The sequence below is a fragment of the Nanoarchaeota archaeon genome (genome assembly GCA_018897155.1).
Lineage (GTDB): Archaea > EX4484-52 > EX4484-52 > EX4484-52 > LFW-46 > LFW-46.
The window spans coordinates 25858-52624 of record JAHILE010000024.1 but is presented as its reverse complement, the minus strand read 5'-3'; the positions used below and the strand labels follow the sequence as shown (position 1 = coordinate 52624).

The window sequence follows — 26767 nt, the reverse complement described above, 5'->3', positions numbered from 1 at the left end:
GCCGGAAGTAGTTATGGCGTTATTTTCTATGAGGCTGTTTGCCATGCCGTATGCCTCGATTGCGTGGGCGGCTGATACGGATGAATTCCCCTGAACAATATTTAGGTTCTTTATGGTGATGTTATCATAGCCGCCGGTATTATTGATTGCGTACCCCGTCACTTCCTGCGAATAATTCACCATAAATCCTGCGCCGTCTAGGATTATGTTGTTGGCTAGAATATTGAAGCACGTCCCGTTCGATGTTACGTTCTGCACCAGAATGTAGCTGCCTCCTGCTATCGTCAGATCCTGGCATGCTGTCAAAGTGTTGGCGGACGTATAGTTCAAAGTCACGGTCATCGTCTCCGAGACATTCATGTTCCCTGCAGTGTCATTTGCATAAACTTTGTAGGTTATCGTCCCATTCTGATCTGTCATGTTAATGTAGAAATTTGTCCCTGAGCCATGCATTGTGTAATTTGCTAACGTTCCATTGTTCCATTCCAGCAATGAAACATTCCCCTGCTCGTTAAGCGTGATATTTACATATGCCCAATTCTCCGGCCTTTGCGAATTGTTTAGCCATTTTGGAGAAACAAAGGTTATTGATGGAGGCATTGTATCTGACTCCATACTACCAAGTATATCATAGGTTGTCGGGCTGTCAAACGTCATGTTTATCCAGACGAAAGATGCGCCAGAACAGCCCCAATCGACATCTTTGGTTTGGAGTATGCTTTGCCGAAGGATAGTTGTAGCTCCATTGCATGTTGCATACACCGTCAGGTTTGTCTCATTAAATCCTTCAGCATTGATTGTCCAGTTGCCCGAGGTTACGTTTGCATGAAGATATGTTAAGCGTTTGGTTGCATCCAAGTAAGTTATGCCGTTGAATGTGTAATTGGATCCAGATATCATGAATATGCTTTGAAGTGTGCCGTTTGCGTATCCTCTGCTGTAAGATTGCTCCGCATTTGAGCCGTATGAAGAATCAAATGTTATGTATTCGCCATCAGTATTTGTTATTCTGTCTATGAATGTAGAATTTACAACCTTGACTGCATAATCATTGCCAGAACCTCCGGAAACCGATACGGTTGTTACGTTTTTTATACTTCCAAGAGTGGTGTTAAATGTGTCGTGGATCGTGATGTACTTTACATTGTTCCCAACTTGCCGGGATTTTATGTAGGGGTGCCACATATGATCTCGGGAATTATTTGAGAGCTCTCCTGTCTGGTGCCCTGTTCTGTCGTTAGTAATATTGGTGGATGGCGCAATATATGTCCGGATACTAACATTATCATTTGTGCCCCATAACGGATTTATGTAAACACGTTTTACGCTCTCGGTTGTCCAATTGATGGTGTTCGTTTCTATTGTAACTGTCTCGTTTGTCTGATTCCATCCGCCGTACCATGAAACACTTTCATTTCCAATATTTAGTTCGCCTTTAACAGGAAGGTTTCTGTCTGCAGGGTCATCTGTGTTCGTTACCTCGGAAGTGTCTGCTTCTGTTCCACCATAATGTATAGTCATATCAAAATCATATGGTGATGTGGATGCTAAGCTATCCAATACAATAAAATAATCCTTCGGAAATAGCACTGTCCGGTTCCAATTTATTGCGGGTTTTATTGATTCAGTATCTGTGGATAGATCCCTGAATTTGCTCAAAGTTATTCTGTGCTTTGAATAATCTATCTGGCTTGAAGTGTAGTGTCTGACTAATTCAGCGGGGTTTGTCAATGGCGAATACGTCTCATGTCGAGAGGGTACTAATGTGTTATTGAATATGAATGATGAAAATCCCATCCCGCCTTCCTGTTCGTTTTCTGCAGTGGTGTTTACCCATCCGCGTTCGTCTGCCCGTTCGACAACAAGGTATGCCCTGTCGCTCCAGATGGTGTACGCCCCCTGATACGTTCTTGTTGTCTCTGCATTCGCGGCGCTTGATTCGTTTATGCCGTAAACTTTCATCCATTTATCATAATGTCCCGGACCGCTTCTAAAAATTACGATTGGATTGAGATTGTTTTCTTCAACATAGGTGTAAGAACCGTTCCATAACGGAAGAGTATAACTTTCTGAATAGTTCCAGAAAAGCCCTTTCGTAAAGTGTGTGGACTGGGTGATTTCAGCTCTTGCAAGAGTTGGTGTTTTGTTTAGTACTTCAGCAGCATACCATGCCACATTTTTTCTCTCCAGTCCTGAGAAAAGGTCTGTAAGCAACCACATTTCTCCATATGTTGCGTGCCCCGAAGATTCTCCCTTTCCTGCCGGTTCAGTCCATATTGGTGTAATATGATATACTGGCTGCAGCAGGACACCTTTAGCCAAGGCATTTCCCTGAAACTCTGCTGGTCCGAAAAACTTGCCATATACTGCCAGACCGTTTGCAAGATAAGCTATTGTCTGAAGTCTGTAACCGCCCTGATATTGAAAACCTCCGGCTTCGGAATTGATGCGTGCCTGAGGTTGTGAATCTCCATTCATATCTTCGACAAACTCGTTTCTGAAGCTATCTCGGGCAAAATTATATGGATCCAATTCATCTATTTTTGTTCCGGTATATCCCATAAGACCTATAGATGCAGTCATGGAGACTCCGTTTGCAAGGTATCCTGCATTGTTGGTGTCCCCAACAATGGTGCAGTTGCCACGTGTTCTTGGAATGCCTTCGTAACCTCCGGCGCCTACAAAGTAGTTGTCCCGGAATTCTTTAATATCTAGTGCTTGTTCAACCAAACGATCTTCGATAAGTTCGTATTCTGTAGAATTTAGATACCCTCTGAGCATGTCAAAAGCCAGAAAATACTCCTGGAGATATTCCACATTATAATAGTAGTCCATTACTCCGCCGCAGCTCCAGCCAACATTTGAAAACTCATCGTTTGCAGTCAATAATATTTCCTTAGCTTTATCCCGGTATGTTTGATTAGTGTAGAGATCCGCACATGCAGTAAAATACGTAGCGTATCTGGCTTTGAGTGTATTATTGGTTAAATTTACGTTTAACTGCAAATCGCATGTTGATTTAAGGGCGGTTTTCAATCCAGAATATGGCGAAATTGATTGATAAACATATAGCGGCGATTCAGTAAAATTATTGACAACCATGTACGGGTGGTTCGGTGTTATGTACCTTACAGCATTGTTGTTATCGGGTATTGAGTCATTCGTGCTGTTTATCCGGACATCGATTTTTTTCGCGCCGTCTAAATACGCATAATTCTCATAGAGTATAACCGTTTTATTTTTTCCTTTTGCCAAACTAAAATCTTGTGAACTGTTCATTTTTATGCCATCCACATATAAGTCCAAGGATACATTGCTGGCATTTGCAGAGCCGATATTAAAGACAGTTGCGCTTATGTTAATCGTACTGGATTTGTTTTGGGGATTCTCGGGGCCGAAAATAATGCCCGAAGGCGTTATGCTTAGTTCGGGATACTGCGCAAGAATTTGTGATGAATATTCAACATAGTTGTTTGTTGGTATGCTGTCGTAAACATTCTTGACTACTGTTAGTGTCTGTTGGCGTCCATATACGTTCTTTGCAATAAATGATTCATTGGTTTTGGTAATTGTCCAATTGGCAGACCGCAGATATTCCCCATTCTTTTTTACGTGTATGTTTGTGAGCCTCACCCATAATGCGGTTCCTGCATTCGTATTGATGACCCTTATTTTTACAACATAATTATTGCTTGTGTTTACTACGCCAAGAGATTTGCTAACGTTCTCAGGCAAATTGGTTGGGGCGCGGTAGTTGTCGTTGGTAAAATCTGTCGGGTTGATTGTCGACTTCAATGTGTCATTCAGGTAAATCTCAATCTTTCCGGCACTAACCCAATATCCCTTGACATCGAAAGAGACATATGTCGGATATTCGCTTGTTGAGAAATTATATATGTCGCTTTGGGTTATATTTGTTCCATCAGACACATTTATGCGCCAGCGATATGAGGTTGAATAATTTACTGCCCATACACAAGATGTGTTGCCTCCATCCGCAATTTCCGTCTTTTCACAGATCACAAAATTGGTATCTGCATCATAAAATGTAATATTCATCATATTTCCATCCCAGTCGCCGAAGCTGGCACTCAGAGTGATATTAGTGCTTTCAATATTTGCTGTGCCGTTTGCCGGTGAAACGGATGCGTTGTCTATGAAAGGCGCATGGTTTATGCCGCAATCAGTTATATTGCTGTAAATAATACCTTTGACAGAGCCGGAATTATCTTTTTGCATAGTGTTTGTGAAGAAATTCAGGTTTGCTTGTCTTTCGGATCCGCAGGCAATAATGCTGTGGGTTTTGTTGTATGTCGATTGGGCAAACTCACGTGATACCTCAATACACCCATTTGAATCAGTTGTTGAATTTGATAGTTTCGTTCCGTTGTAGTATATGGCAACATATTTTCCAGAGCCCACGTTTGTGCTGTTAAGTGTGTCATTGTATATGCAAATTGGATAATGCCTTGTTGTAGTGGCAGTTGCAATCCAAGCGCCTCCAGTATCCGTGATATTTGCGTAACCATAAATACTGCTGTTATCGCCGCGCAAAACCACCCAGTTGAGGTTTGATGCTGGAGCGGTCATATTTATCGTACCCTTAGAATACCAGTCTCCAAAAATAGTCATGTTTGAGTTGCTTATCGTCAGCGTTTTGCCAAGCCCTCCTTGATATTGAAAAGTGTACTTGAATGTGGAGTTCACTACATCAATATCACCGTCCATATAATAAAAACTATCTGTTGCAGGTGAAACAGAGTTGTGAAAAATTATCCTGCTGCCTGCTTCAGAAACGTGTTGTTTGCTGCCAAAAGAACCCGTATATGTAAATACTGTTTTGTTGTAATGGGTGTAAGATCCTGACGTCCAATGTATTTCATCTTCAAATGATGCGGTCTGGTTCGATATGAGGGTGCAGTTATTGCACGTCCAATTGGCGCCATTTTTTACATACACGTCAACAGAATAATAGATTGTTGCGTTTATGCATTCCATTTGAGCAGTTATGTTGTATCCTCCGGTCGTATTCCAATAGTATGTGCCATTGGAACACATGGGCGATTTCGTAAACGTAAAATTCCACCCAACATCCAAACTCGATTCACTCGCAGTCCCGTTCGTGCAGTTCACCCACCAGTTATGCGCGCCTTCAGAAATCGTCTGGTTCGAAAGGACGGCGGTGTTCGTATCTGCCGCAACAGCGGCAGTGTAATTTACTTCAACATCGTCAAGAAGCAGAGTGCAGTTTACAACGCCTGTCAAAGAGCCCGTGTGATTATACACGAACTGCAAAGTGTCGTTGTTCTGGTTCGTATACGAATTGTTCAACGGAGAAACAAGATACACTGTATGATGAATCGGCGCATCCGCCATTGCTCCAATACCAAAAAGAGAAAACAAATCCGAAAAAGAAAATGCAGAAGCAGTTGCTGATACAATAAGGAAGGCAATAAGCGCTAAAATCCACAGCTTTTTTCCAGAATACGCCTTAGAAACCAAAACAATCCCTCAAATAATATCTCGTTATATTTACTGTACCCAACTATGCAAATGCTACAGTATCAAACAAAAGCATCAGTTCATAGCCTGATAACTGCCAGTACGATTGTTTTATTCCCTATGCTTTTTTATTGTCTGTGAACGCATATATAAATGCTTGCAATTTTTGAAAAACCGACCCCCCCTAGACATGATTTCGAACCATTTTTTGGATGCGAAGCAGATAAAAAAGCCAAGAACGGAGCGTAAGCGGAGTGAATGGATCCACAAATCGCTTTGGTTTCAAAAGCTTCGAGAGTGGATGCCCGGATTATTTCAGCACAATAAAAAACAGGTGCTCCGAAGCATCATCAAGCATTCAAATTAAAACTCAGAGAACACATAACCTTGCCTGCAAATTGGCGTTTTCGCTTTGAAAGCATCTGAAAGAAACGCAGAGCGCCACAAGTTTGTCGAAAACTTTATGCTGATAAACGATTCCTCAACAGTCGCATGCGAAGTCCTTGTCTGGTTCTGGGAAAAGAATCGTAATGCAGGGATCTGCGGGCACATAGATCTTCTGCAAGTAAGAAACGGATTGATTTACCTCCTTGATTTCAAGCCCGAAGCGGAAAAAGAAGATGAGCAGAAAGTCGCAAGCCAATTGTTCTTTTATGCGTCCGGCTTATCCTTCAGGACCGGAATAAAGCTTGATACTTTCCGATGCGCGCAGTTCGACAACTTGCATTATTTCGAGTTTGAGCCGAGAGAAGTGAGAATCAATTCAAAACAGATGAACCAAGAATTACATATTCCCCAGAACCTTTTTTCCCTTTTCCATCGGCATAACAGCAAGTTTTGCCCGAGTAAATTTCTTCAGAAGCTCCTTGCCTTCGAAGAATTCATGCATGAATATTGCAAGTGCGGCAACCTCTGAATGCGGCTGGCTGGTTACTGCAATGTTGTAGTCTGCGGCGTGATATATTTCGCCCGGAACTTTTTCTCCACCAACGATTATCAGCAGGTTTTTTCCTTTTGCCGCAGTTTTTATCTCGCTGATTTTTTCCTGCACAGGCATGCCGTACATAGTAAGATGCACTTTCACGCCTTTGAATTTTTTGATTATTTTATTTCCTTTTTCTTCGTAGCGGATTTTGAAATTCCCGCCCCAGCGCGAGGACAGCGAAGAAACGGATTTTAGAATATGCTCGTCATGCTCGCCGGATATTATTGCTTCATCAGCACCAAGTGCGCGGGCTGCAAGGCAGACGTGCGTTGTTGCGCGCGCATCGCGCGCGCAGCGGTGGCTGAGGCGAAGGACGGTTATCATAAGAATTATTGGGTGTTACGCTTTTATTAATGTGCCAATGCCTTTTTCTCCGTGAAGTGCGCGCTTTATATTATTTTGTTTATTGCCGTTTATTATTTCACCTGTTAGCCCGTTAATCTCAAAAATTTCTTTGACTTTTGCAAACATTCCGCCGGTAACGTCCGTGTTTGTTGAGCCGGATATTTTTCGGGCAATTTCTGCGAAATTTGCGCGGCTTATTTCCTTTATCAGTTTTGCCTTCGGATTTTTATTCGGGTCTGCATCAAATACTCCGTCAACATCAGTTGCAAGTATTATTCTTGAAGCTTTCAGCCTTTTTGCAAGATAGGTTATTATCTGGTCTCCGGATAGAATTGAGCAGCCTTGCGCAATATCATATGCCGGAACGCCGTAAAGCACAGGCACAAGCCCGATTTTAAGCATTCCTTCAAGCGCGCCGGTATCAAGCGAGATGAGCCTGCCTTCATCCATTACTGCGGTTGATGCCGGCTCAAACGGCATTGCAGGAATTTTGTTTTTTATCAGCTCTTTGCAGACGTCGGAGTTTAGTTCGTTCTGTAGCCTCTGGGTTTCGGCAAAAGCAAGCAAATGCTCTTTGTTTGATATGCCTTTATGTATTCCAGTTTCTTTGACAATAACATGCCCGAATGAGCCTGCTCCGTGGACTATGGCAAGAATTTGCTTTTCGGGATTGAATCCTTGCGAGATTTCTTTGGAGATTCGCGCAAGATTCTTTTGATTTACTTTCGGAACTTTCGCCGCTTTGTCAGTTATTAATGAGCCGCCGATTTTAAGCAAAATTACTTCTTTCATGCCTGCCACCTTTTGTAAAGATTGTGCGCTATGTCAAATGCTTCAAGCACTTTTCCTGCAATATAATATTCTATATCATCGGCATTTTTCGGCTTGAAAAAAAGGCCGTATACTGCAGGAATTATCCAAACATCCTGATTCGAGAGTTTGAGCATATTTTCAAGATGAATCGAGCTGAACGGGGTTTCGCGCGGAACTATTACTAATTTCCTTTTCTGCTTTATGCAGACATCTGCCGCGCGCGTTATTAAATTATCAGAATATCCGTGCGCAATTGCGGCAAGGGTTTTCATGCTGCACGGCGCGACAATCATGCCGTCGGTTTTGAAAGAGCCTGATGCTATGGGTGCGGCAAGGTCTTTTTCGGTGTAGAAAAATGATGCGTTCTTTTTGATTTTGTTCAGAACTTCTTCAGAATTGTTTGTTTCGTGCTTTAAGACAACTTTCGCGCCTTCAGAAACAATGACGTGCGTCTCGATTTTTTTATCGTGCAGAGCTTCGACTATCTTTGCGCCGATTGTTGCGCCGCTTGCGCCTGTGATTGCTACGATAATTTTCATATTTGAATCACTTTTTCATATTATTAAGACGCCTTTATTTGCATCTACTTTAACAGTTTTGCCGTTGTATGATTCTATCTTTTTAATCTCAACTTTATCAATTAAAGGAATATCAGAAATTATGGCGCCTACTGCAACTATGGGCTCGCATTCGGAATTTATTATTGCAACTGGTGCTTTGTTGTTTTTCTTTAAGCGATATAATGTATAAGAGCCAACTGTAGAGCCTTTGCCGCGCGGGAAATAAAGCACTTTTCCTGCAATTGAAATTCCGAGAAGCGCGTGTCCCTTTTCAACAACAATGCCTGTATTTGGATCAACGCCTCCGTAAAACGAAATCGCGTCTTTGCTGATTAATAATTCGCCCGAGGCAGTGCCGCGGGATATGATGCGCGCTTTTAGCTCCATAAAAATACCTATTTGGGAGAAGGTTTATATAGGGTTTTTTTATTATATTGAGACGCTCATCTAACGTGGCGCTAAATGGGTTTGCTTCGCTTCACTCAATTTTTTCGGCTTGACAGAAGGGTAGAGCTTAAATATTTGAGGGGTTAATGGTAAATAGAGCGGTATATTTAGGTTTGCTTTTAACGTCTATTAGAGTCACTTGGAAGCATTTCTGACTCTTTTTGAGTTGAATTATATGGTAAAACAAGAAAGTTTAAGAATTACAAATATGGTTTGTACTGGCAAATTACCTAAAACGATATTACCCATTAATTTTCGCGAGATTGTTAAATCATCTAAATATTATTGCGTGGTGAATAACGAAGACTGCTCACCAATTTTGGCATTTACCTTTCCAAGGGAGAATGGAAAGAAGATTTGCGTTTCTATCTGGACTTCAGGAAGTGTAAATATTGTTGGCGTATTAAGTTTAAATGAGGCAAAAAAATACTATGACGTCGTTGTTACTGAAATTTCAATGCTAAAAAAGCTTGACTTTGGCGCAAAGGAGTTTTTAGGTGTGAAGTCGTCTATCGGCAACTCATAGAGCTTAGATATATATGTCCAACAAGATAATGTTATATAACGCATAATCTGATAAAAAATAATGATGGGCGGGGAATAAAATGAATGATTCTTTATCTTTTCAGGAAAATAGACAAACGTTTAATTTTAATACTGCAAATATTTCGATCCAACAAATCGAAAAACATAATGATGTATTGAATCAAACAACGAATGTTCTAAATTTTTTTGAGTTAAACGGTCATAACTTAATGAGGGGTGATGCGCTCAAAATTTTAAGAACGATACCAGATAATTCTGTTAATTTGATATTTGTGGATCCGCCGTATAATATCGGGAAAAATTTTAATGGATATAAAGATAAATGGGAAAACGATGAAAAATATATGTCATGGTGCTACGAGTGGATTGATTTATGTATTCAAAAGCTAAAAGATAATGGTTCTATGTATTTGATGGGTGCAACTCAATTTATGCCTTATTTTGACACATATTTAAGGAAAAAAATGGATATTCTTGCACGAATTATTTGGCATTATGATAGTTCGGGAGTTCAAGCAAAGAAGTTCTATGGTTCATTATACGAACCAATTATTTTTGCAGTCAAAGGTAAGGGTGATTATGTATTTAATTCTAAAGATATACTTGTGGAGGCAAAAACCGGCGCAAAACGAAAATTAATCGATTATAGAAAATCGATACCGACAATCTATAACAGCAAAAAAGTTCCGGGTAATGTGTGGTATTTTCCAAGAGTTCGTTTTAAAATGTCCGAATATGAAACACATCCATCGCAAAAACCGGAATCTTTATTAAATAGGATCATTTTAGCAAGTAGTAACGTTGGTGATGTTGTGTTAGATCCATTTTCAGGAACGTTCACCACATCTGCTGTTGCTATGAAATTAAACAGAAAATCAATTGGTATAGAATTAGACAAAGATTATTTTGAAACGGGTGTTAATCGACTTCAAAATATTAATAAATCTATAAATAATAACCAAAAACAACAAAAATTAGGTGTGCTTCATGGTCAATAAATCTAATTCATTTACGGAGAAAATTATTGCAATTTTAAAAGAAGATTTTGGGGAGGCCTATGAGGATATCTTCGATAAATCTCTTCTGATTCAGTATTTGAATATTAAAACACGATCAGCACATAGTGGTTCTAAATCAAGGAGTAGTTTTGCTAACATTTATGTAATTTATGTTTTAGTAGAGGACTACCTTAAAAATGACTTTCATAAAAATGGAGGTTATAAAGACTATGAAGGGGCAATATTCACGGATTTATTCAGGCGGCAAAGAGAATTACCCTTTGGTCAAAAGTTACAAAATCACGCATTCAATAATAGATTAAATGGAGAATTTAAAAAATATTTTCCCGCAGCTAAATATCCTCCGATAATTAGCGATGTTACAACACGTCGTTATTGGTTTAATGAAAAGCTCCTTATTGTTTCTAGTGGGAAAGAAAAGATCAATATTGCTGAAACCGTTATTAAAATCATTGATAATTACATGGCTGCAAAACAGTCATCCTTTGAAAGTTTTATCAAATCATGTGAGGAGATTATTCAATTGGAAGGAGCAGAAAACGGGAAAGCGATTATTTTCATCAAGGGTTTATTAGCACCCAATGTTGATGCAAGACTTTTTGAGATTGCAAGTTACAGTATTTTGAAGTATTATTATCACGATCAAATCATATATTTTGGATTTAATTTGAGCAATCTTAAAAAACAAAATTTAGTTTTGTATAAAACTGGAAGAACTAACGCTAATGATGGTGGAATAGATTTCGTTATGAAACCGCTTGGTAGGTTCTTTCAAGTTACAGAAACAACGGATGTGCATAAATTTTTGTTGGATATAGATAAGATCGAAAGATATCCGATTACATTTGTAATAAAATCCGAAAGTAAAGTTGATGTATTATTACAAAAAATGGAAGAAAACGCAGAAGAAATATATTCTGTGAAGGCAATCGTGAAAAAGTACATGGATTGTATAGAGGAAGTTGTAAACATTCCAAAATTGATGGACTGTCTTGACATTGCGATTAAGAACGGGTATCTAAAGTCGATTATTCATGAGATCATGATTCAAAGTAAAGTAGAGTTTAATCTAATTGATGCAGAAGATTTGGAAAAATCCGATAAAAAAACATATTGATGATTTATCTCCACGTTCCACTCACCGCCGCCTCAATGCACTGTTTCAAACTTCCGAATCGCGTTTTGAATCCGTTTGAACCGCGCCCGTAAAAGCATGCTTTTGCAGAGTTTGTTGCCATGCATTTGAATCTCCCTTTTAATGGCGCGACCGCCATACAGGTATCTGTTGCAATGAGCGCGCCTGATTTTTCTATTTTTCCGATGTAGCCTTTTTTCTCTGCTATGTCGCGCACAAAGCGCGATGTTGCAATCCATGTTTCTATCTTTACTTTTTTCCCGTCAAGCATGCTCGCGATTTCCTTCAATTCTTCCAAAGAAGCATGCGGGCAGCCGAGCGCGACAAAGTCAACGTCTTCGCCGTCGGAAAGAAATGCACGCGCATTATCAATATCTTTTCCGGTGATTATTGTACTTTCTTTAGGAACTGTTGTTTTGTTCGGCGTGATTCCTTCGATATGAAATAGCGCGGTTCCGCCGTATGTCGCAATTGATGCCGAGAAATTTTTAAGATTGTCAAGAGTTGCATTTTCTTTCTTTATTCCTTTGATGTATGGGATTTTCTCGCCAATCTTTTTCCCGATTGCGCATCCTAAGGCGCTGAAATCATCAACTGATTTTACCTGCGCATCAACAAAGACAGTAATCTGCGCCTGCCGGTTTTTGTCAAGATGCAGTCCATACTCTGCTGTTTTTCCGACAATTGCGGAAGCCAAAGCAGACGGTCCGCCTTCCCTGTTTGTTTTCGCGCCAAGAACAGAGTTTGCAAAACAAACTGCGGATGATTCCGACCACGCAATGTGCTCGCCGGTTTTTGGCGTATTTCCCGCAAGGTACGGTGTGCATGTCATTGTGATTTCAATCCCGAGCTTTTTGAAAGAATCAATCACTTTCAATTGCTTTTGTGCAAACTCTTTAGTTATGCCGAGCTTTTTCCAGTCAATTAAATCCATGCCTGCGGGATTCAGCGTTGTCTTTACGCGGACTTTTCCGTCTTTTGCAAGCTCTGATAAGTATTCAAGCCCTGCATCGCCTAAATTATGGTAAGAAACCCCGGCCACTTGCACAGAAGTTATCGGCACAAGCCTTTTTGCGCCGAAAATCTCGCCCAGCGCGACAAGTATTTCCATTGACTTTTGGGCCGCGCGCCCGTGCTTTCCGGCAAGCATTTCGGTTTCTTCTTTTGTCAGTTGCATAAAAATCATTTTTGCTTTTTTTCTATTATTCCCACCACCCATTCTTTTGAGATGTCGGTAATGCCTGTCGTGTCATTAACGGGCAAATAAATTAGGTCGTTTTCATTTTTTCCTTTTAATTTATTTTCCCACTTACGAACTTCATTAGGGTTTGTATTATTTGGATATCTCATTAAGAAGAGACACATATCTGCTTTATGATTATGCGAGTGCTTCTGTTTTAAACCACTTTTAATCCAAGCGTAGTTGTTAGATTCGTTACTGCTTTTAAGTTCGATATAAATTGTTTTTTCATTCACACTATTTAAAACTAAATCAGGTCCCATATTCCGTACCTTGACATCATAGTTTAGCGATTCAAGTGCCTTAAGTACCTCAATTTTAAACCATGCTTCGAAGCCTAGTCCGCAATTTTTATAATTGTCTTTATCTAATACCAATAGAGAATCTAATCTATCGAATATTCGTTTTCTTACTTCTTCTAAAATATTCTTAGGGTTCATAGCGCCTCCAAATCAAGTCAGTACTTTCATTTTAGATTATTTTCTAAAGATATTTTTTAATATCTACGTCCTGATATTTCACTTTTTTGAAATCATTTTTATCTGCGCCAAACGGAATCGTTGCATCAATTCCCAGTTTGTCGGTCTTGCTTTTCTTTCCGGGTTCGTGGCGCGCAGACGGGTCAAGAGAGCTACCGTCCGCATCTTTTAGTACAACAAGCCCGCGCCCTGATTGGAATCTTGTAGCAATCGCCCATTCTACTTCTGCAGGATTTCGGATGTCGATATCCGTGTCAACAACAATGCATTGCTTCAGCGAGCCGTGCCCGCGAAAAGCTGCTTCAATCGCCTTTCTGCCGTCGTCTGCGCATTTCTTCTCAATCTGCACAATTGCATGTAGCCAGGAGCATCCGCCTGTTGTGATTGTTATGTCAGTGCATTTCGCGACTTTGTTCACTTCGTTGAAAATCGTCGGCTCGCGCGGCATCCCCATCAGCAGCTTGTGCTCAAGCCCTCCAGGCAAAAGCGCGTGATACATCGCATCAATTCTATGCGTTATGCAGTCGATTTCAATTATGGGCTGTTCGCGCGCAAAGTCCATTGTTTCTGTAAGGTCTACAAACGGGCCTTCTTTTGTTATTTTGTGTGTTATCCTGCCTTCAAGAATGAATTCGGAGTCCGCGGGAACATAAAGATCTTTTGTTTTGCATTTGACAAAATTTGTCGGGGAAAGTGCGTTTGCGATTTTTGCTTCGTCAATGCCACGCGGAACAGACATTGCCGCTGCAAGAAGAATCTGTATTGGATTTCCAATGCATATTGCGATTTGGAGGTCGCCAACGGACTTTTTCAGCGCGGCATCGGTTCCGCGGTTTTCTACAAGTCGCGCGGTGAATTTATTTTTTCCAATCTGCATCATGCGGTGAAATGATATATTCGGACCGAATTCATTGTCTTTGATAATCGCAACGCCTGATGAAATATATCTTCCGCCGTCATCCTTTGTGTGAAGAAGAATCGGAAGCTTATTCAAATCGACATTTTTTTCAACGACTTCCTGGCATGCTGCGGTTTCCACGATTTTGTATTGCTTTGGCTTTTCTGCTGCTTTTGCCATTGCCTGAAGAATTTCACTTTCTTTTATGCCTAGACCTAGCGCAAAATATTTTCTTTGCGAAGCAATTCCTGAGACAACGGGATATGCAGAATTTTTCACTTTTTTGAACAAGATTGCCTTTCCATCAAGCTTTTTTATGATGCCTGCTATCTCAAGATTCGCATCTACTTCTTTTTCAATCTCGATCAGTTCCCCGTCCTTTTTCAAAGCATTTAATAATTCGCGCAAATCCATACTATCGCCAGTAATCAGCAAGTTAGCTGATAATATATCCTATTTGATTTTTTGCTTTTTAAATGATTTTTATCCATTTGATTGTCGGACCATTGTTCATAAAATTTGCAAATGTGGCATAATATTATTACAACACCTTTGGATGGCGTCTTTTTAGTTTATTTTTGCAATCTGAAGAGCTTAAGTTATGGTTTAAAACTATTATCTGTCCGAAGAGACTTCTGCAAGTTCGGCTAAATTTTCAAAGATAAAATCGGGTTTTTCTTTTTCAAGCACATGCTTCATACCCATTCCAGTAAGTATTGCCGCTGATTTGCAGCCTGCGTTTTTTGCAGCGATTATGTCGTGTGCAGAATCTCCGACATAAAGAATTTGGTTAGGTGCCATCATTAGTTTTTCAGATATCAAAAATAAGCCTTTAGGATTCGGTTTTTTGTTTTTCAGCTGTTCTCCCCCTATGAGGCAATTGAAGTATTTTCTAATTCCGATGGCCTTAAGCCAGTCGTCCGTAAGCGAAAGCCTGCTGTCTGTAAGGATTGCGAGAGTGTATTTTTTTGAAAGTTCTTCAACAGCCTCTGCTGCATGAGGCATGATTTTTGTGTATTTGCGCGACTCTGTATTTTCATAGAACCAGAACACGTAGCGCGCAGCCATTTTTTCGATGAGTTCGTCATCGCCGGGTTTCACATGGCTTTTTATCAGCCCGGCAATCAGTTCCTCGGCATCCGGCATTTTCATGATTTCTGAAAGATCAGTTTTCGAGCGCGATACGCACAAAAGCGCGCGCAAGGCACCTCGCCGAGGGTTCCAGTCCCGGAAGCCGCGCAAGTGCCAGACATCAATTGTTGAGAATGAATAGTTCAGCCCGAATTCTTCAAAGACTTTCCTGAAAGTGAAGTCAAATGTTTTCGAGCTGTTTCTTAGAACGCCGCCAACGTCAAATACAATCGCTTTGATGTCGTCATTCATAAAACCCCGCTTCCACCGACTTCTGTTTTGAAAGCATCCGCGCCTGTTGTTTGTATCGCGCGCAATACTTTTTCAGCATCTTCTCTTTTTGTCAGCGCAAACATTATCCCGCCCCAGCCCGAGCCGGAAAGCTTTGCGCCAAGGGCTCCTGCTTTGCGCGCCTCGTCAATGCAGTCGTCAAGCTTTGGATGCGACAGGCCAAGTGATGATAGCAATTCCTGATTCTTGTTTATCAGTTTTCCCAGTTTTGCTTCATCGTTTTTTGTAAGCAATGCTTCTGCCTTTTCAGAGATTGCCGCAATCTTGTCAAAAACACTGAATACAAACGTTTTGTTTCGGGCAATCAGGCTTGGAATGTGATAACCTACGGTAAGCGAGGTTGGGGAGGAAACTTTTGTGTTTCCGACAATGATTGAGAATTTATGCACGCCCAGATGCTTGAATTTTAAATTTGTTTTGCTTTCGGCTTCGATTTTGTGCACCTTGTTGAAGCCTCCGAGCGCGCTTGAGATGATTTCAGAGCCTGATGCATGGCCGCCGTGGACTTTTACCTGTATCGGATAAAGATAGTCGAAGTATTTTTCAGCTGGGATGTTTTGCCCTTCAAATCCGCTTACAGCCTTAAATATTGCTGAGAGAAGCGCAGTTGAGCTGCTCATTCCGGAATTTACAGGCACCTCCGAGCGTATTTTTAATTCAAAGCCGCGCGCCATCTTAAATTTTGCGGCAAGCATGTCGATAAAATCAAATGTTGTCGAGAGTTCCGGCGCCTTGAACGATTTGTTCGAGAGGCCGGTTTCTGAAATTTGCGCGCTTCCACTGCCAAAGCTGTCAGAATATACGAGAATTTTTGAGTCGTTTCGTTCGGCAAGCTCGACATATGTCCTTCGGTCTACGGCTGCGCATATCGCAGGCCTTCCATAGACTGCTGCATGTTCTCCAAAGAAAAATAGATTGCCGGGCGCAGATGCTTTAATCGTGTTGCCATTCATAGAATTACTTGGGTTGCAAACAATTTATATGTTTGTTCATACTGACGATCTGGCATCGGATGCTTTTACTTAGGAAATTTAGTGATAGTTTTTAAAGCATCCGCTAATACTTGTTAAGCAAAGCAACATTACGCGCATTATTCTTGCGTTGTTTCAGCCATGGGTGCGGAAATGTGTTTTATGAGTATTATGTCATTTACCGCCTTTATTAGCGGGTATGGCACAATAACCCCTCTTTTTCCGCCAACTACTTCAGAAAGATAAGAGCCTTTAGCAACGTTTATCACAACTGCATGAACACGGAATTTTGTTAAATCCAGAATAACATCCTCTGTTTTTCCGCAATACAGACCTTTGTCCGTGAAAATGTCTTTTCCTCGTATGTCGCTTACGACGCGTTCATTAACAACCATTTTTAACCATCTCCTTTTCTCTGGGTTAAAAAGCTTGCCGCATTAGCGGCATGATTTTAAACACCACAAAACTATACTACTTAAATGTCATTTAAAGCTTAAATACTTTACATTTTTAATGGTTATTACTTCCGTATTATCTGATTTTGAATAACTGTTGAAAAGCTTAAATTTTATTGGTTTTCAAAATTAGTTTATCTAACGTGCTGGGATCGCCTAGTGGTATGGCGCTAGCCTGCTAAGCTAGTGGGTTCTGCCCTCGTGAGTTCAAATGTTTCTGGCTGAATGGAGAACTAAATCCTTATTTCGCCCTCGACGAAGTCGAGGTCGGCGGTTTTCTCTTTCTACCCAGATTTGTCTTTCTCTTTTACAAAAGAGAAAGAAACTGAAAATCTCACTCCCAGCGCTTATATATTTTAAACAAAAAGATATTATATGAAAATCATCTCGTTCGCTGCTGCGAATTCGAAGCTTTTTCGGCAGAATGCCGAAAAGTCTAGAGTCCTGAAAAGCCTATGGCTTTTCAAGCTTTTGGGAATATTAAATCCCAAAACAAGCAAAGCTTGCGAAAGGATTTCATTTTTGTAGGTTGTGGGTGATTCAAAAATGAAAATTTGTCTTGCATGTTCCGCAGGAGGCCATCTTACAGAAATTCAGCAAATAATGGCTGCTTTTAAAACGCATAAGACTTTTTTCATCACATTTTTGCGCGAAGATTCAAAAAACCTGGAAAACGCTTATTTTGTCGAAGATCCAAGACGCAATCCGCTGCTCTTCATTAAAACAATTTTCCAGTCATATTCTATTTTGAAAAAAGAAAATCCTGCCATGATTGTTACAACGGGCGCGGGAGTTGCAATTCCTGCATGTTATTTTGCAAAACTTATGGGCAAACGAGTGGTATTTGTAGAAAGCTTTTGCAGGGTAAATAAGCCATCGCTTTCGGGAAAACTAATATATCCGATAGCTGATCTATTCCTTGTCCAATGGGAAGAGATGCTTTCGCATTATGGAAAAAAGGCAAAATACTGGGGCGCTGTATTTTAGTTTTAATTTAATTGAATGAGCTAGAGAGGGAGATGTTTTTATGATATTTGTAACTGTTGGAACTCATACACAGGGATTTGAGCGGCTTATCATGGCTGTGGATAGTCTTGTAGGTCAGGGGCTGATTAATGAACCTGTTACTGTGCAGATAGGCAATACGAAATATGAGCCGAAAAACTGCGCAGGATTCAGGTTTGAAAGCTTTGAGCACATTCTTGAATTGAATAGAACCGCCGATATAGTTATAACGCATGCAGGAGCTGGCTGCATATTGACTGCAATGCAATTCAAAAAACCCCTGATTATTGTTCCGCGATACAAGAAGTTTGGAGAGCATGTAAACGACCATCAATGCGACCTTGCAGCAGCGCTTGACAAAAAAGGAAAGGCAGTTGTGCTGTATGATATTAACGGGCTTCTTGACGCGCTGGAAAGAGTTAAAAAACTGCAGCAAGAAGAGGGAAGTAGCAAGATGGTGGAATATCTTAGAAAATATCTTGCTGAGATCGGTATTGGTGATATTTTAGGGAGGAGGGTATAAATTATGAAAACGGCATTAATAACCGGAATAACCGGACAGGACGGATCTTATCTTGCAGAGCTTCTTTTGAGCAAAGGATATGTTGTGCACGGGATAATACGCAGGGCAAGCACGTTCAATACTATACGGGTTGACCACATTTATTCGGATATTCACGATCCTAAGACACGGCTATTTATGCACTATGGGGATCTTGCGGATACGGAACAAGTATCAAATCTGATATATAATGTAAAGCCTGATGAAGTCTATCATTTGGGGGCGCAGAGCCATGTGCGCGTAAGTTTTGACATCCCGGAATACACAGGGAACATAACTGCTTTAGGCACAACGCGCATACTTGAAGCAATACGAAGAAGCGGCAATCCCATAAAATACTATCAGGCATCATCAAGTGAAATGTTTGGGGCGTCCCCGCCGCCGCAAAGCGAAACAACATCATTTATGCCAAGGAGTCCGTATGCAGCGGCAAAAGTTTATGCATACTGGATGGCGGTTAATTATCGCGACGGATATAAGATGTTCGCTTCAAACGGGATACTTTTCAATCACGAAAGTCCCAGGCGCGGCGAGACATTTGTAACAAGGAAAATAACGCGCGCAATAGCCGCAATAATTGCAAAAAAGCAGGATAAGCTTTATCTTGGAAACCTGGATGCTGAGAGGGATTGGGGATATGCTCCCGAGTATGTGGAAGGTATGTGGGCAATTCTTCAGGAGAAAAATCCTGATAATTTTGTTCTTGGAACAGGAGAGACTCACAGCGTGAGGAATTTTGTTGAAGCGGCATTCAAATATGCCGGCATGGATTACGAAAAGCACGTTTCTATAGATTCCAGATATTATCGCCCTACAGAAGTAGAGCGCCTGCGGGCAGATACATCTAAAGCGAAAAAAGCGCTAAACTGGTCGCCTAAAATAGCGTTTAATGACCTCGTAAAAATCATGGTTGACGCGGATATGCGGGCTGCGGGGCAAAAGCCGATAGGAGAAGGCGATGAAATCCTGAAAAGAAAATTTCCCAATCGCTGGTGGGGAACAGATTAACTGAGCGCGCAAATCGTGAATTGCTATGATTAAGCACAAGACAATACAGGTCGGGGACCTGAAAATTGGCGCAGAGGAGCGCGAGGCAATAAATGCAGTGCTTGATTCCGGAAGGATTACTGAGGGTGCTAAAGTCCGCGATTTTGAAAAAAATTTCTCATCTTATATCGGCACGAAATATGCGGTTGCGCTTAACTCGGGAACAAGCGCGCTTATTGCCGGGCTTACTGCATTAAAATATCTTGGCATTGTAAAAGAGAACACCAACATAATTACAACGCCTGTGACCTATATATCAACAAGCAGCTCAATAGCGCTTTCAGGGTTTTCTCCTGTGTATGTTGATGTGGATCCCGAGACATTTGTGATAACTCCGGATCGGATTAAAGAATATCTTGAATTTGGCGATAACGCCCAAAAAACATCAGTAATTCTTCCGGTGCACCTAATGGGCTATGCCTGCGATATGGAAAAAATAAATGCTCTTTCAAAAAAGGGAGGCTCTGTTGTTTTTGAGGATTCTGCCCAGGCGCTTGGAACAGTGTATCGCGGTAAGCGCGCCGGGAATATGTCTTTGTTGTCTGATTTTTCATTCTATATCGCGCATAATGTTCAGGCCGGTGAAATGGGTGCGCTGGTTACTGATGATCCAGAAATACGCAGGATGGTGACGAAAATAAAGGCAAACGGAAGAGCATGCGATTGTTTCAGATGCACAAGAAGTGAAGGCATATGCCCCAAAAGCTTCAAAGGCGAAGAAGATCTGGACCCGAGATTTACCCACGAAGTCATAGGTTATAATTTTAAGACAATGGAGTTTCAGGCAGCCATAGCACTTGAACAGCTGAAAAAAGTTGAGCAGATAATCAAAAAAAGGAATGAGAATGTTAAGCATCTTAATGATTTGCTTGCGAAGCATTCGGGAATCATTCAGCTTCCCAAACACTCTTTAGATGTAAGCTATCTTGCATATCCTCTGGTTATAAAAAAACCCGGGATTATTTCCCGCAAAAAGCTTCGTGAAAATCTTGAGAAGCTCGGGGTTGAGACGCGGCCGCTTTTCGGATGCATCCCAACACAGCAACCTGCTTTTGCGCATCTTAAAAATGATTATAAAGGAAAGCTTCCGAATGCAGAATATCTTGGGGAAAATGCATTTTATATCGGGTGCCATCAGTATCTTTCAGAGGATGATTTGGAGTATATGGCAAAATGTTTTTCCGAGGTTTTACTGTGAGCGCTAAAGATTTCTGGAATGGAAAAAAAGTGCTGGTTACAGGAGCGCACGGCTTTCTTGGAAAGAGCCTAGTGCCTTTACTGGAATCAAAAAAAGCAAGCCTAATCCTTCTAAGGGGCTCTGAATGCGATCTTCGCGCGCGCGAGGATGTTGAAAAATTATTCAAAAACGCAAAACCCGAAATAGTGATACACCTCGCAGCCCACGGCGGTGGAATAGGGCACATGCGCGCAAATCCCGGCTTGATATATTATGACAATATTACAATGAACACCAATGTGGTTGAAGCGTGCAGGGTGTTTGGCGCAAAGAAATTCGTCGGCATAGGGACTGTCTGCTCCTATCCAAAATACACGCCAGTGCCTTTTAAGGAAGAAGACCTCTGGAACGGCTATCCCGAAGAAACAAACGCGCCATATGGGCTTGCAAAGAAAATGATGCTTGTGCAGACAGAGGCATATCATGCGCAATACGGCATGAATGGCATACATCTTCTTTTTGTAAATATGTACGGACCGAATGATGATTTCAACCTGGAATCATCGCACGTCATTCCTGCATTGATTCGAAAGTTTTTCGAAGCAAAGCAGAACGGCCTAAAAAGCGTTGTTTTGTGGGGCACAGGAAATGCATCGCGGGAATTCCTTTATGTTGAGGACGGCGCGAAAGCGATAATGCTTGCAGCAGAGCAATACAACAGCTCGGCTCCAGTGAATATCGGCTCAGGCACAGAAATCACGATAAAAGATCTTGCGCACAAAATTGCGGGTCTGGTCGGATACAAAGGCGAAATAACATGGGATGCGTCAAAGCCCGACGGCCAGCCGAGAAGATATCTTGATGTTTCGCGCGCAAAAAAAGAGTTCGGTTTTTCTGCAGAGACTGATTTCAACGAAGGGTTAAAAAAGACAATTGAATGGTATTATAAGAACATGAAGTAAGGGATTCTATATGAAGGAAGTTACTATACTGATAACTACGCGCAATGAAGAGAAAAACATGCCAAATTGCCTTGATGCTTGCTTGGATCAAGATTATGATAAAAAGAAATATCAGATACTTGTAATCGATGATTGCTCGACAGATCGCACGGGAGAAATCGTTATGAAGTATGCCAAAAAAGACAAGGAGATTGTAAAATACATAAAAACCGATTACCGACTAGGTTATGTGAAGTCAATTAATATTGCGATAAACAAATGCAATACGCCGTTTTTCGTAGAGATGAATGCGGATTGCATTCCTGAAAAAAACTGGCTTCGTTTGCTGATGGCGGGATTTACCGGCGATAACATTGCAGTTACAAAAACCACAACGCTTTCTGAAGGCGCGAGCAGCACTTACAGGACTGATATCGTTAAAAAAATGGGTTTGTTTGACGGAACCTATAATGAGATGGGCTCCGGGCTTCGGCATGATACTGACATGATGTTCAAGATACTTGATGCAGGATACGAAATAAAACGAATCACAGGAACTGGATATGAGCATAGGCATCCGGTTCCTGCGACATTCAAAGGAAAAATAAAATATGCGATTTCCCGTGTCAAAGTCCACAAATATGATCCGCTTCTTTATAAGAATCATCCAAAAAGAACAAAAGAAATGCTTGACATTTGGTGGGGATTTTTGAGGAATCCGTTTCTTGATTTTAAGACTGCGACAGGATTATGGAAAGGAAATAAGCTAGAACTGTCCAGCCCCCAGGGCGTAAAGATAATTGAGAACAAGACGCCAATACATGCAATAGTTATTATTATTCTTGGCATCTGCTATGTTTTTGCTGTGAAGCTTACAAGGCTTTACGGCAGCGTAAAGTATGGAAAGCTTTTGCTTTAGGCGCGGCTGAGGATTTAATAGAAATCGGGCAAGTATAGAATTTGAATCCTGATTTACTTATTCAGCGCCATATTTCTTTTAACTATGTAATCAAGCATAGCCTTTCTGCTCGCTTTTAGCTCTTCATTTGATAGATTTGGATGCTTGTAAATGAAGTCGGTTTCTTCCTCACCCTGGCGCAATCCGAGAGTCATCACGAATCTTTCATAATCTTCTGTTAACAGTTCTATTCCGTAGTCTTTCGGATTATTATATATGTCGCATCCCGGGAAAGGGACTAATGTAGAAACATCCACTCCGTCAGGCTGGACCGCATCAATGAATTCTATGTTCTTTTTATATGTGTCCTTTGTTTCGCCCGGCAGGCCGACAATAAAGAATAATCTCACTCTTAGGCCAACTTCCTTGGCAGTTTTTACAGCCTGTTTTGCCTGCTCTACTTTTATATTTTTTTTGTTAAGGTCAAGAACAGCCTGCGACGCAGATTCTATGCCATATCCTATTTCATCACAGCCTGCCTTTTTCATTGCGGTGAGCGTTTCAATGTCCGAGCAGTCTACGCGGGTATGCGCGCGCCAGTGTATTTTCAGTGGCTCCATTTTTTTGCACAATTCCAAGAGTCTTGATTTGTTCAGGGTCATTGTATCGTCATGGAACCTGAAGTGGCATGTTTTGTAGTCCTGAATTATCTTTTTTAATTCTTCGATAACATTGTCAGGGCTTCTGAACCTTACCTTTCGCCCCCACATTGTTTTGCTTGCGCAAAACGAGCATGCATTGCAGCAGCCCCTTGAAGTGATAAGGGATGTTGCAGGCTTTCCTTTTTCTACGAGGCTGTAGCTGATTATTGAATCTTCAGGAAGAAGATGCCTTGCAGGGAACGGAATCGTGTCCAGGTTGCTTATCGGTTCCCTTTGATATATTCTTTTATTGATTTTGTTTTTATGATCATTCAATAAATCCAGAAAAGCGAGTTCTCCTTCGCCGATAACTATTTTGTCGAATATGGTGTCAATTGTATTTGGCGTTGCAGTTGCATGAGCGCCACCAAGCACTACTATGCATTTGCGGGCTTCTTTTATTTTTTTGGCAATATTTATAGACCTAAGATAATCTATGGTTGTCGCGCTTATGCCGTAGACGTCCGCTTCAGGAATTTTTTTTAACCAGTCAGTCTCTTCAACATAGCACAGGTCAACCAAAGCCACGTCATAATTCTCTTTTTCAAGCACCGCTGCCAGGTACATTATTCCCAGAGGCTGGTTTCTTTTCTGGTCAGTGAGATAAGGATGCGGAGGATTTATCAGAACTACTTTCATTATATCGCCAATTATAATTTTATTTAAAATCTTTATATTAGTACCTAATGGAGGGATATTTGCTAATTATCAAGGTGGAATAGTCTTATAAAATCAACATGCTAAAAATAGTTGTGATTAAATGACTGATAAGTTTTATCTAGATCGGATGGACATAACAATGTCATTAATATCTAAGGATAAAAAAGAGATTCTTATTTTGGGTGATTCAAACAAAGAATATGTGCCAACAAAATTGAGAGAGAGAGAGAGAGACGAAGGCTTTCTAGTTAAAACACTAAATCTTGCCGGAGATGCGGATATTATCAGCGATTTGAATAAAAAAATCCCGTTAAAAAACGACAGCGTGGATTGTGTGGTTGCAGGAGAGGTTTTAGAACATCTGTACGGAACTAACTTTTTCTTGGAAGAGGTCCATAGGGTGCTTAAAAAAGATGGCGAATTTATACTATCTATTCCAAATGTTGTGTGTTTCAAGAATCGTATAAAAGTATTGTTTGGTAAATTACCAACATATTGTGCGGATACAGATGAATGGATAAAATTAGCAGATTATTCGGGCCATGTGAAGGATTTTAACCTTGAATTGATAAAAAGATTGCTTATTTCCAAAGGATTCAAGATAAAAGTAACGACAACAAACGGCATATATGTAAGATTTAAGAAAGTATTTCCCCGCAGTTTAACTCCGACAACATTCGGTGATGGCTTAATCATTAAATCCGTGAAGTAACTATTCACAATTCTGATTTGTCCATTTCCTTGTTTTTATGTTTGTACGTGTGCAGTACTATGAATAATATTACAAGGGAAATTACTGTAAAATAGATGTTTCCCTCCCAAATCAGCTTTAGCGGAAATATGTAATTCTGGCCTAGAGGGTATAGAAGAATCCGCTCAGACCAAATCGGGAAGAAAAGAGGAACTCCGACACCGTCAAATAAGTCAAGGAATGTGTGAAGAGAAAGCGCCCAAGCTGCTGATTTCATCAGTTCATTGTCTTTCTTCTTCCGGTTCCATAGCCACAATGCGGAAAGCAGGAAAATTATGAAAAAGATGTTATGAAAATAGTCGCGGTGGTCAATCGGCCGTTTCCAGAAAAAATCCAGTATGAAATCAAAATCAAGAAGTATCCCGAAGAATAAAAAGCGCGCAACATTTTTTATGCGCAGTATTTTTGAGAACGTTAGAGACCATACGAGATGCATGAGTGTTGAAACCATTTTTTGTTCATCTCTTTTTTATTATATAGACATGCATAAGCCCTAAACGGTTGATTATTTTTTTCGGAATATTCACCTCAATTTTTTCAAAAGCGGTTAGTATTTTGGAAGGGAGTTTTGACATTATAATTATTGTTGTAAATGAGCTTATTTTGAAATAAGGCTCTATTTCTTTTTCGAACTGTTTTGTCGGTATCCTGCCGTCTTTTGCATCAACCTTAATCCCGATTTTTCCAAGAGCGTTGAGTGCAGGCACCCATAAGGAATTTGGATAAGTTATGAATAGTTCTCCGTTCTTTTTGAGAACTCTTTGCAGTTCGTTTATGGCCCTATTCCTGTTTTCGATATGTTCAATTACATCAGTCATGATTATTGCATCGAACATCTCTTTTTTGAATGAAATATTTTCAGCATCTCCCAGAACCCGTTTGCGGCAGGTATCTGATTTTAAAAGGGATGATGAAATGTCTGCATCAACGATGTCTCTGAATCCGCAATCTTTAATGAGCCTAGTGAATCTGCCGTCTCCACAGCCAAGATTTAGGATTTTGGAAGACTTTGGCATTTTGCTTAAGAACTGCAATAAATGCTCCGCGCGCCTTTTAAAATAATACGGGTCTGATTTGTTTGTGAATTCTTCAAGAGCGTTATAGTGCTTTTTTGTTTCTTCTTTTGTTATAGCTTCAAACGGCATATGGCTACATTATTATATAAATTTAAAAGTTTCAAAAGTGTGTATGATTACGATAATCATCCCCACATATAACGAAGAAAAAACAATAAAAAAAATAATTTCTGGCGTAAAACAACATGGGGCTGAAATTCTTGTTGTCGGCGCAAAAAAATCAACCGATAATACTATTCAAATAGCAAAATCCCTTGGCGCGAGAACTCTCATTGACAACGGAAGGGGAAAAGGCGCGGCAATGCGACTTGCAATTGACGCGGCAAAGGGCGACATACTCGTTTTTATCGATGCCGACGGCTCGCATATATCTGCAGATATTCCGGCAATAGTGGCTCCGATTAAAAGCGGCTCTGCAGATATGGTAATTGCTTCAAGAATGCTTGGAGGCAGTGAAGAGCTTCACGGAACAATTTCTCAGTTTATCCGGATGTGTTTTTCAGCCATCATAACGCTTATAATCAATTACCGGTTTGGAGTCAGGATAACCGATAGCCAGAACGGCTTTCGGGCAATAAAAAAAGACGTTGCAAAAAAACTCGGACTAAAAGCCAATATTTTTGACATTGAAACTGAAATGACAATGAAATGTGCAAAGAACAAATATCGCATTCTTGAGGTTCCGAGCAAGGAATTGAGCCGTGTTTACGGAAAATCCGGAATAAATGTATTGAAGATGGGGCCCATTTATTTATGGCGTGTTATTATCAATCTTTTTTAATTCTTTGAGCATTATCGTCAACGAGATAATACTGAAAAATACTGGTAGGGCTATTGCAGAATATTTCACATGGACGCCAAGAATGCCCAGATAGTATGCGGATGTGCCAAGCAGTGCCGCACTGATTGCAACGGATAATGCGAGCCGTTCGAAAAAGTTTATGTCTTTGAGAAGATACGTTATTCCAATTCCCGGAAGAATAAACATACCGTATATCATCATGCATATCTTAAGCACCACTGCCCAGCCTTCGTCAAAGAATATGATTCTGATGATGAGTGTGCCGAGTACAATGCTTAAAATAATTTTTTCAAATTCTGAATGATTGTCTAGTTTCATATCCTATCACTT

The 26767-nt window shown here is 40.6% G+C and carries 26 protein-coding genes; 11 read left to right on the top strand and 15 right to left on the bottom strand.

Translation table 11 applies throughout. The features are described from left to right. The 5 genes from KKB09_02760 to KKB09_02740 all read right to left on the bottom strand — a co-directional run. A partial coding sequence (locus KKB09_02760; GenBank protein MBU4300117.1) for a hypothetical protein occupies positions 1–5502 on the bottom strand: 5502 nt, incomplete at its 3' end. A 784-nt stretch (positions 5503–6286) separates the two neighbouring features. After that, positions 6287–6811 (bottom strand): tRNA (cytidine(56)-2'-O)-methyltransferase, encoded by a 525-nt coding sequence (locus KKB09_02755; GenBank protein MBU4300116.1) that lies wholly within the window; start codon positions 6809–6811, stop codon positions 6287–6289. A 15-nt stretch (positions 6812–6826) separates the two neighbouring features. Continuing rightward, complete coding sequence (locus tag KKB09_02750; protein MBU4300115.1) at positions 6827–7624, bottom strand: isopentenyl phosphate kinase family protein; 798 nt, start codon at positions 7622–7624, stop codon at positions 6827–6829. Next, on the bottom strand, positions 7621–8184 hold the full coding sequence (locus KKB09_02745) for a UbiX family flavin prenyltransferase (GenBank protein MBU4300114.1): 564 nt from the start codon (positions 8182–8184) through the stop codon (positions 7621–7623). The genes KKB09_02750 and KKB09_02745 overlap by 4 nt, the downstream gene beginning before the upstream one ends. A gap of 15 nt (positions 8185–8199) precedes the next feature. Then, positions 8200–8592, bottom strand: a complete 393-nt coding sequence (locus KKB09_02740; protein MBU4300113.1) for a DUF126 domain-containing protein — start codon at positions 8590–8592, stop codon at positions 8200–8202. 235 nt (positions 8593–8827) lie between these two features. On the opposite strand from KKB09_02740, the gene KKB09_02735 reads away from it, so the two are divergent. The 3 genes from KKB09_02735 (at position 8828) to KKB09_02725 (ending at position 11334) form a co-directional block, all read left to right on the top strand. Next, positions 8828–9178, top strand: coding sequence for a hypothetical protein (locus KKB09_02735; GenBank protein MBU4300112.1), 351 nt, complete (start codon positions 8828–8830; stop codon positions 9176–9178). Between the two features lie 79 nt (positions 9179–9257). After that, positions 9258–10196: an adenine-specific DNA-methyltransferase gene (gene yhdJ, locus KKB09_02730; GenBank protein MBU4300111.1), complete on the top strand. Its 939-nt coding sequence runs from the start codon at positions 9258–9260 to the stop codon at positions 10194–10196. Continuing rightward, positions 10186–11334: a restriction endonuclease gene (locus KKB09_02725; GenBank protein ID MBU4300110.1), complete on the top strand. Its 1149-nt coding sequence runs from the start codon at positions 10186–10188 to the stop codon at positions 11332–11334. The genes yhdJ and KKB09_02725 overlap by 11 nt, the downstream gene beginning before the upstream one ends. A gap of 4 nt (positions 11335–11338) precedes the next feature. Here the strand turns inward: KKB09_02725 and KKB09_02720 are convergent, their stop codons facing one another. The 6 genes from KKB09_02720 to KKB09_02695 form a co-directional block, all read right to left on the bottom strand. Further along, positions 11339–12529, bottom strand: a complete 1191-nt coding sequence (locus KKB09_02720) for an aconitase X catalytic domain-containing protein (GenBank protein MBU4300109.1) — start codon at positions 12527–12529, stop codon at positions 11339–11341. Between the two features lie 5 nt (positions 12530–12534). Next, on the bottom strand, positions 12535–13032 hold the full coding sequence (locus tag KKB09_02715; protein ID MBU4300108.1) for a hypothetical protein: 498 nt from the start codon (positions 13030–13032) through the stop codon (positions 12535–12537). A gap of 43 nt (positions 13033–13075) precedes the next feature. Next, the gene (locus tag KKB09_02710) at positions 13076–14383 is read right to left on the bottom strand and encodes a UbiD family decarboxylase (protein MBU4300107.1); all 1308 of its coding nucleotides are present in this window, start codon (positions 14381–14383) and stop codon (positions 13076–13078) included. Positions 14384–14584: 201 nt separating this feature from the next. Further along, positions 14585–15352, bottom strand: a complete 768-nt coding sequence (locus KKB09_02705) for an HAD family hydrolase (GenBank protein ID MBU4300106.1) — start codon at positions 15350–15352, stop codon at positions 14585–14587. Then, a complete protein-coding gene (gene mvk, locus KKB09_02700; GenBank protein ID MBU4300105.1) occupies positions 15349–16344 on the bottom strand; it encodes a mevalonate kinase in 996 nt (331 codons plus the stop codon). Before mvk ends, KKB09_02705 begins: the two co-directional genes overlap by 4 nt. 137 nt (positions 16345–16481) lie before the next feature. Further along, on the bottom strand, positions 16482–16757 hold the full coding sequence (locus tag KKB09_02695; GenBank protein MBU4300104.1) for a PRC-barrel domain-containing protein: 276 nt from the start codon (positions 16755–16757) through the stop codon (positions 16482–16484). 606 nt (positions 16758–17363) lie between these two features. Here KKB09_02695 and KKB09_02690 point away from each other — a divergent pair. From KKB09_02690 to KKB09_02665, 6 genes are read left to right on the top strand one after another with little or no spacing between them, the layout of a single operon-like run. Further along, positions 17364–17804: a capsular biosynthesis protein gene (locus KKB09_02690; GenBank protein ID MBU4300103.1), complete on the top strand. Its 441-nt coding sequence runs from the start codon at positions 17364–17366 to the stop codon at positions 17802–17804. A 40-nt stretch (positions 17805–17844) separates the two neighbouring features. Then, positions 17845–18345 (top strand): beta-1,4-galactosyltransferase, encoded by a 501-nt coding sequence (locus KKB09_02685; protein ID MBU4300102.1) that lies wholly within the window; start codon positions 17845–17847, stop codon positions 18343–18345. Between the two features lie 3 nt (positions 18346–18348). Then, the gene (gmd, locus tag KKB09_02680) at positions 18349–19392 is read left to right on the top strand and encodes a GDP-mannose 4,6-dehydratase (GenBank protein ID MBU4300101.1); all 1044 of its coding nucleotides are present in this window, start codon (positions 18349–18351) and stop codon (positions 19390–19392) included. Positions 19393–19417: 25 nt separating this feature from the next. After that, the gene (locus KKB09_02675; GenBank protein MBU4300100.1) at positions 19418–20629 is read left to right on the top strand and encodes a DegT/DnrJ/EryC1/StrS family aminotransferase; all 1212 of its coding nucleotides are present in this window, start codon (positions 19418–19420) and stop codon (positions 20627–20629) included. Continuing rightward, the gene (locus KKB09_02670) at positions 20605–21570 is read left to right on the top strand and encodes a GDP-L-fucose synthase (GenBank protein MBU4300099.1); all 966 of its coding nucleotides are present in this window, start codon (positions 20605–20607) and stop codon (positions 21568–21570) included. The genes KKB09_02675 and KKB09_02670 overlap by 25 nt, the downstream gene beginning before the upstream one ends. 10 nt (positions 21571–21580) lie before the next feature. Further along, positions 21581–22468 (top strand): glycosyltransferase family 2 protein, encoded by an 888-nt coding sequence (locus tag KKB09_02665; protein ID MBU4300098.1) that lies wholly within the window; start codon positions 21581–21583, stop codon positions 22466–22468. 53 nt (positions 22469–22521) lie between these two features. Here KKB09_02665 and KKB09_02660 read toward each other — a convergent pair whose 3' ends face one another. Further along, the gene (locus KKB09_02660) at positions 22522–23787 is read right to left on the bottom strand and encodes a B12-binding domain-containing radical SAM protein (GenBank protein ID MBU4300097.1); all 1266 of its coding nucleotides are present in this window, start codon (positions 23785–23787) and stop codon (positions 22522–22524) included. Positions 23788–23908: 121 nt separating this feature from the next. Here KKB09_02660 and KKB09_02655 point away from each other — a divergent pair, with 121 nt between their 5' ends. Then, complete coding sequence (locus tag KKB09_02655; GenBank protein ID MBU4300096.1) at positions 23909–24520, top strand: class I SAM-dependent methyltransferase; 612 nt, start codon at positions 23909–23911, stop codon at positions 24518–24520. Between the two features lie 4 nt (positions 24521–24524). On the opposite strand, the gene KKB09_02650 is transcribed toward KKB09_02655, so the two are convergent. Together KKB09_02650 and KKB09_02645 are read right to left on the bottom strand one after the other, a co-directional pair. Next, entirely contained in the window at positions 24525–25010 is a 486-nt protein-coding gene (locus KKB09_02650; protein ID MBU4300095.1) for a metal-dependent hydrolase, read from the bottom strand. A gap of 7 nt (positions 25011–25017) precedes the next feature. Then, a complete protein-coding gene (locus KKB09_02645) occupies positions 25018–25704 on the bottom strand; it encodes a class I SAM-dependent methyltransferase (protein ID MBU4300094.1) in 687 nt (228 codons plus the stop codon). Positions 25705–25747: 43 nt separating this feature from the next. On the opposite strand from KKB09_02645, the gene KKB09_02640 reads away from it, so the two are divergent. Further along, positions 25748–26416 carry a glycosyltransferase family 2 protein gene (locus KKB09_02640; GenBank protein ID MBU4300093.1) on the top strand — a complete coding sequence of 223 codons (669 nt, stop codon included), beginning with the start codon at positions 25748–25750 and terminating at the stop codon, positions 26414–26416. Here the strand turns inward: KKB09_02640 and KKB09_02635 are convergent. Beyond that, positions 26387–26755: a hypothetical protein gene (locus KKB09_02635; GenBank protein ID MBU4300092.1), complete on the bottom strand. Its 369-nt coding sequence runs from the start codon at positions 26753–26755 to the stop codon at positions 26387–26389. The genes KKB09_02640 and KKB09_02635 overlap by 30 nt on opposite strands. Positions 26756–26767: the final 12 nt, after the last annotated feature.

What these genes read in the sequence shown, in the direction of transcription:
- KKB09_02645 (MBU4300094.1), bottom strand. Translation starts at nt 25,704, where the DNA reads ATGCCGTTTGAAGCTATAACAAAAGAAGAAACAAAAAAGCACTATAAC.
- KKB09_02710 (MBU4300107.1), bottom strand. Translation starts at nt 14,383, where the DNA reads ATGGATTTGCGCGAATTATTAAATGCTTTGAAAAAGGACGGGGAACTG.
- KKB09_02655 (MBU4300096.1), top strand. Translation starts at nt 23,909, where the DNA reads ATGACTGATAAGTTTTATCTAGATCGGATGGACATAACAATGTCATTA.
- KKB09_02755 (MBU4300116.1), bottom strand. Translation starts at nt 6,811, where the DNA reads ATGATAACCGTCCTTCGCCTCAGCCACCGCTGCGCGCGCGATGCGCGC.
- KKB09_02705 (MBU4300106.1), bottom strand. Translation starts at nt 15,352, where the DNA reads ATGAATGACGACATCAAAGCGATTGTATTTGACGTTGGCGGCGTTCTA.
- KKB09_02725 (MBU4300110.1), top strand. Translation starts at nt 10,186, where the DNA reads ATGGTCAATAAATCTAATTCATTTACGGAGAAAATTATTGCAATTTTA.
- KKB09_02715 (MBU4300108.1), bottom strand. Translation starts at nt 13,032, where the DNA reads ATGAACCCTAAGAATATTTTAGAAGAAGTAAGAAAACGAATATTCGAT.
- KKB09_02675 (MBU4300100.1), top strand. Translation starts at nt 19,418, where the DNA reads ATGATTAAGCACAAGACAATACAGGTCGGGGACCTGAAAATTGGCGCA.
- KKB09_02740 (MBU4300113.1), bottom strand. Translation starts at nt 8,592, where the DNA reads ATGGAGCTAAAAGCGCGCATCATATCCCGCGGCACTGCCTCGGGCGAA.
- KKB09_02660 (MBU4300097.1), bottom strand. Translation starts at nt 23,787, where the DNA reads ATGAAAGTAGTTCTGATAAATCCTCCGCATCCTTATCTCACTGACCAG.
- KKB09_02720 (MBU4300109.1), bottom strand. Translation starts at nt 12,529, where the DNA reads ATGCAACTGACAAAAGAAGAAACCGAAATGCTTGCCGGAAAGCACGGG.
- KKB09_02685 (MBU4300102.1), top strand. Translation starts at nt 17,845, where the DNA reads ATGATATTTGTAACTGTTGGAACTCATACACAGGGATTTGAGCGGCTT.
- KKB09_02695 (MBU4300104.1), bottom strand. Translation starts at nt 16,757, where the DNA reads ATGGTTGTTAATGAACGCGTCGTAAGCGACATACGAGGAAAAGACATT.
- KKB09_02640 (MBU4300093.1), top strand. Translation starts at nt 25,748, where the DNA reads ATGATTACGATAATCATCCCCACATATAACGAAGAAAAAACAATAAAA.
- mvk (MBU4300105.1), bottom strand. Translation starts at nt 16,344, where the DNA reads ATGAATGGCAACACGATTAAAGCATCTGCGCCCGGCAATCTATTTTTC.
- yhdJ (MBU4300111.1), top strand. Translation starts at nt 9,258, where the DNA reads ATGAATGATTCTTTATCTTTTCAGGAAAATAGACAAACGTTTAATTTT.
- KKB09_02735 (MBU4300112.1), top strand. Translation starts at nt 8,828, where the DNA reads ATGGTAAAACAAGAAAGTTTAAGAATTACAAATATGGTTTGTACTGGC.
- KKB09_02665 (MBU4300098.1), top strand. Translation starts at nt 21,581, where the DNA reads ATGAAGGAAGTTACTATACTGATAACTACGCGCAATGAAGAGAAAAAC.
- KKB09_02750 (MBU4300115.1), bottom strand. Translation starts at nt 7,624, where the DNA reads ATGAAAGAAGTAATTTTGCTTAAAATCGGCGGCTCATTAATAACTGAC.
- KKB09_02745 (MBU4300114.1), bottom strand. Translation starts at nt 8,184, where the DNA reads ATGAAAATTATCGTAGCAATCACAGGCGCAAGCGGCGCAACAATCGGC.
- gmd (MBU4300101.1), top strand. Translation starts at nt 18,349, where the DNA reads ATGAAAACGGCATTAATAACCGGAATAACCGGACAGGACGGATCTTAT.
- KKB09_02635 (MBU4300092.1), bottom strand. Translation starts at nt 26,755, where the DNA reads ATGAAACTAGACAATCATTCAGAATTTGAAAAAATTATTTTAAGCATT.
- KKB09_02690 (MBU4300103.1), top strand. Translation starts at nt 17,364, where the DNA reads ATGAAAATTTGTCTTGCATGTTCCGCAGGAGGCCATCTTACAGAAATT.
- KKB09_02650 (MBU4300095.1), bottom strand. Translation starts at nt 25,010, where the DNA reads ATGGTTTCAACACTCATGCATCTCGTATGGTCTCTAACGTTCTCAAAA.
- KKB09_02670 (MBU4300099.1), top strand. Translation starts at nt 20,605, where the DNA reads ATGTTTTTCCGAGGTTTTACTGTGAGCGCTAAAGATTTCTGGAATGGA.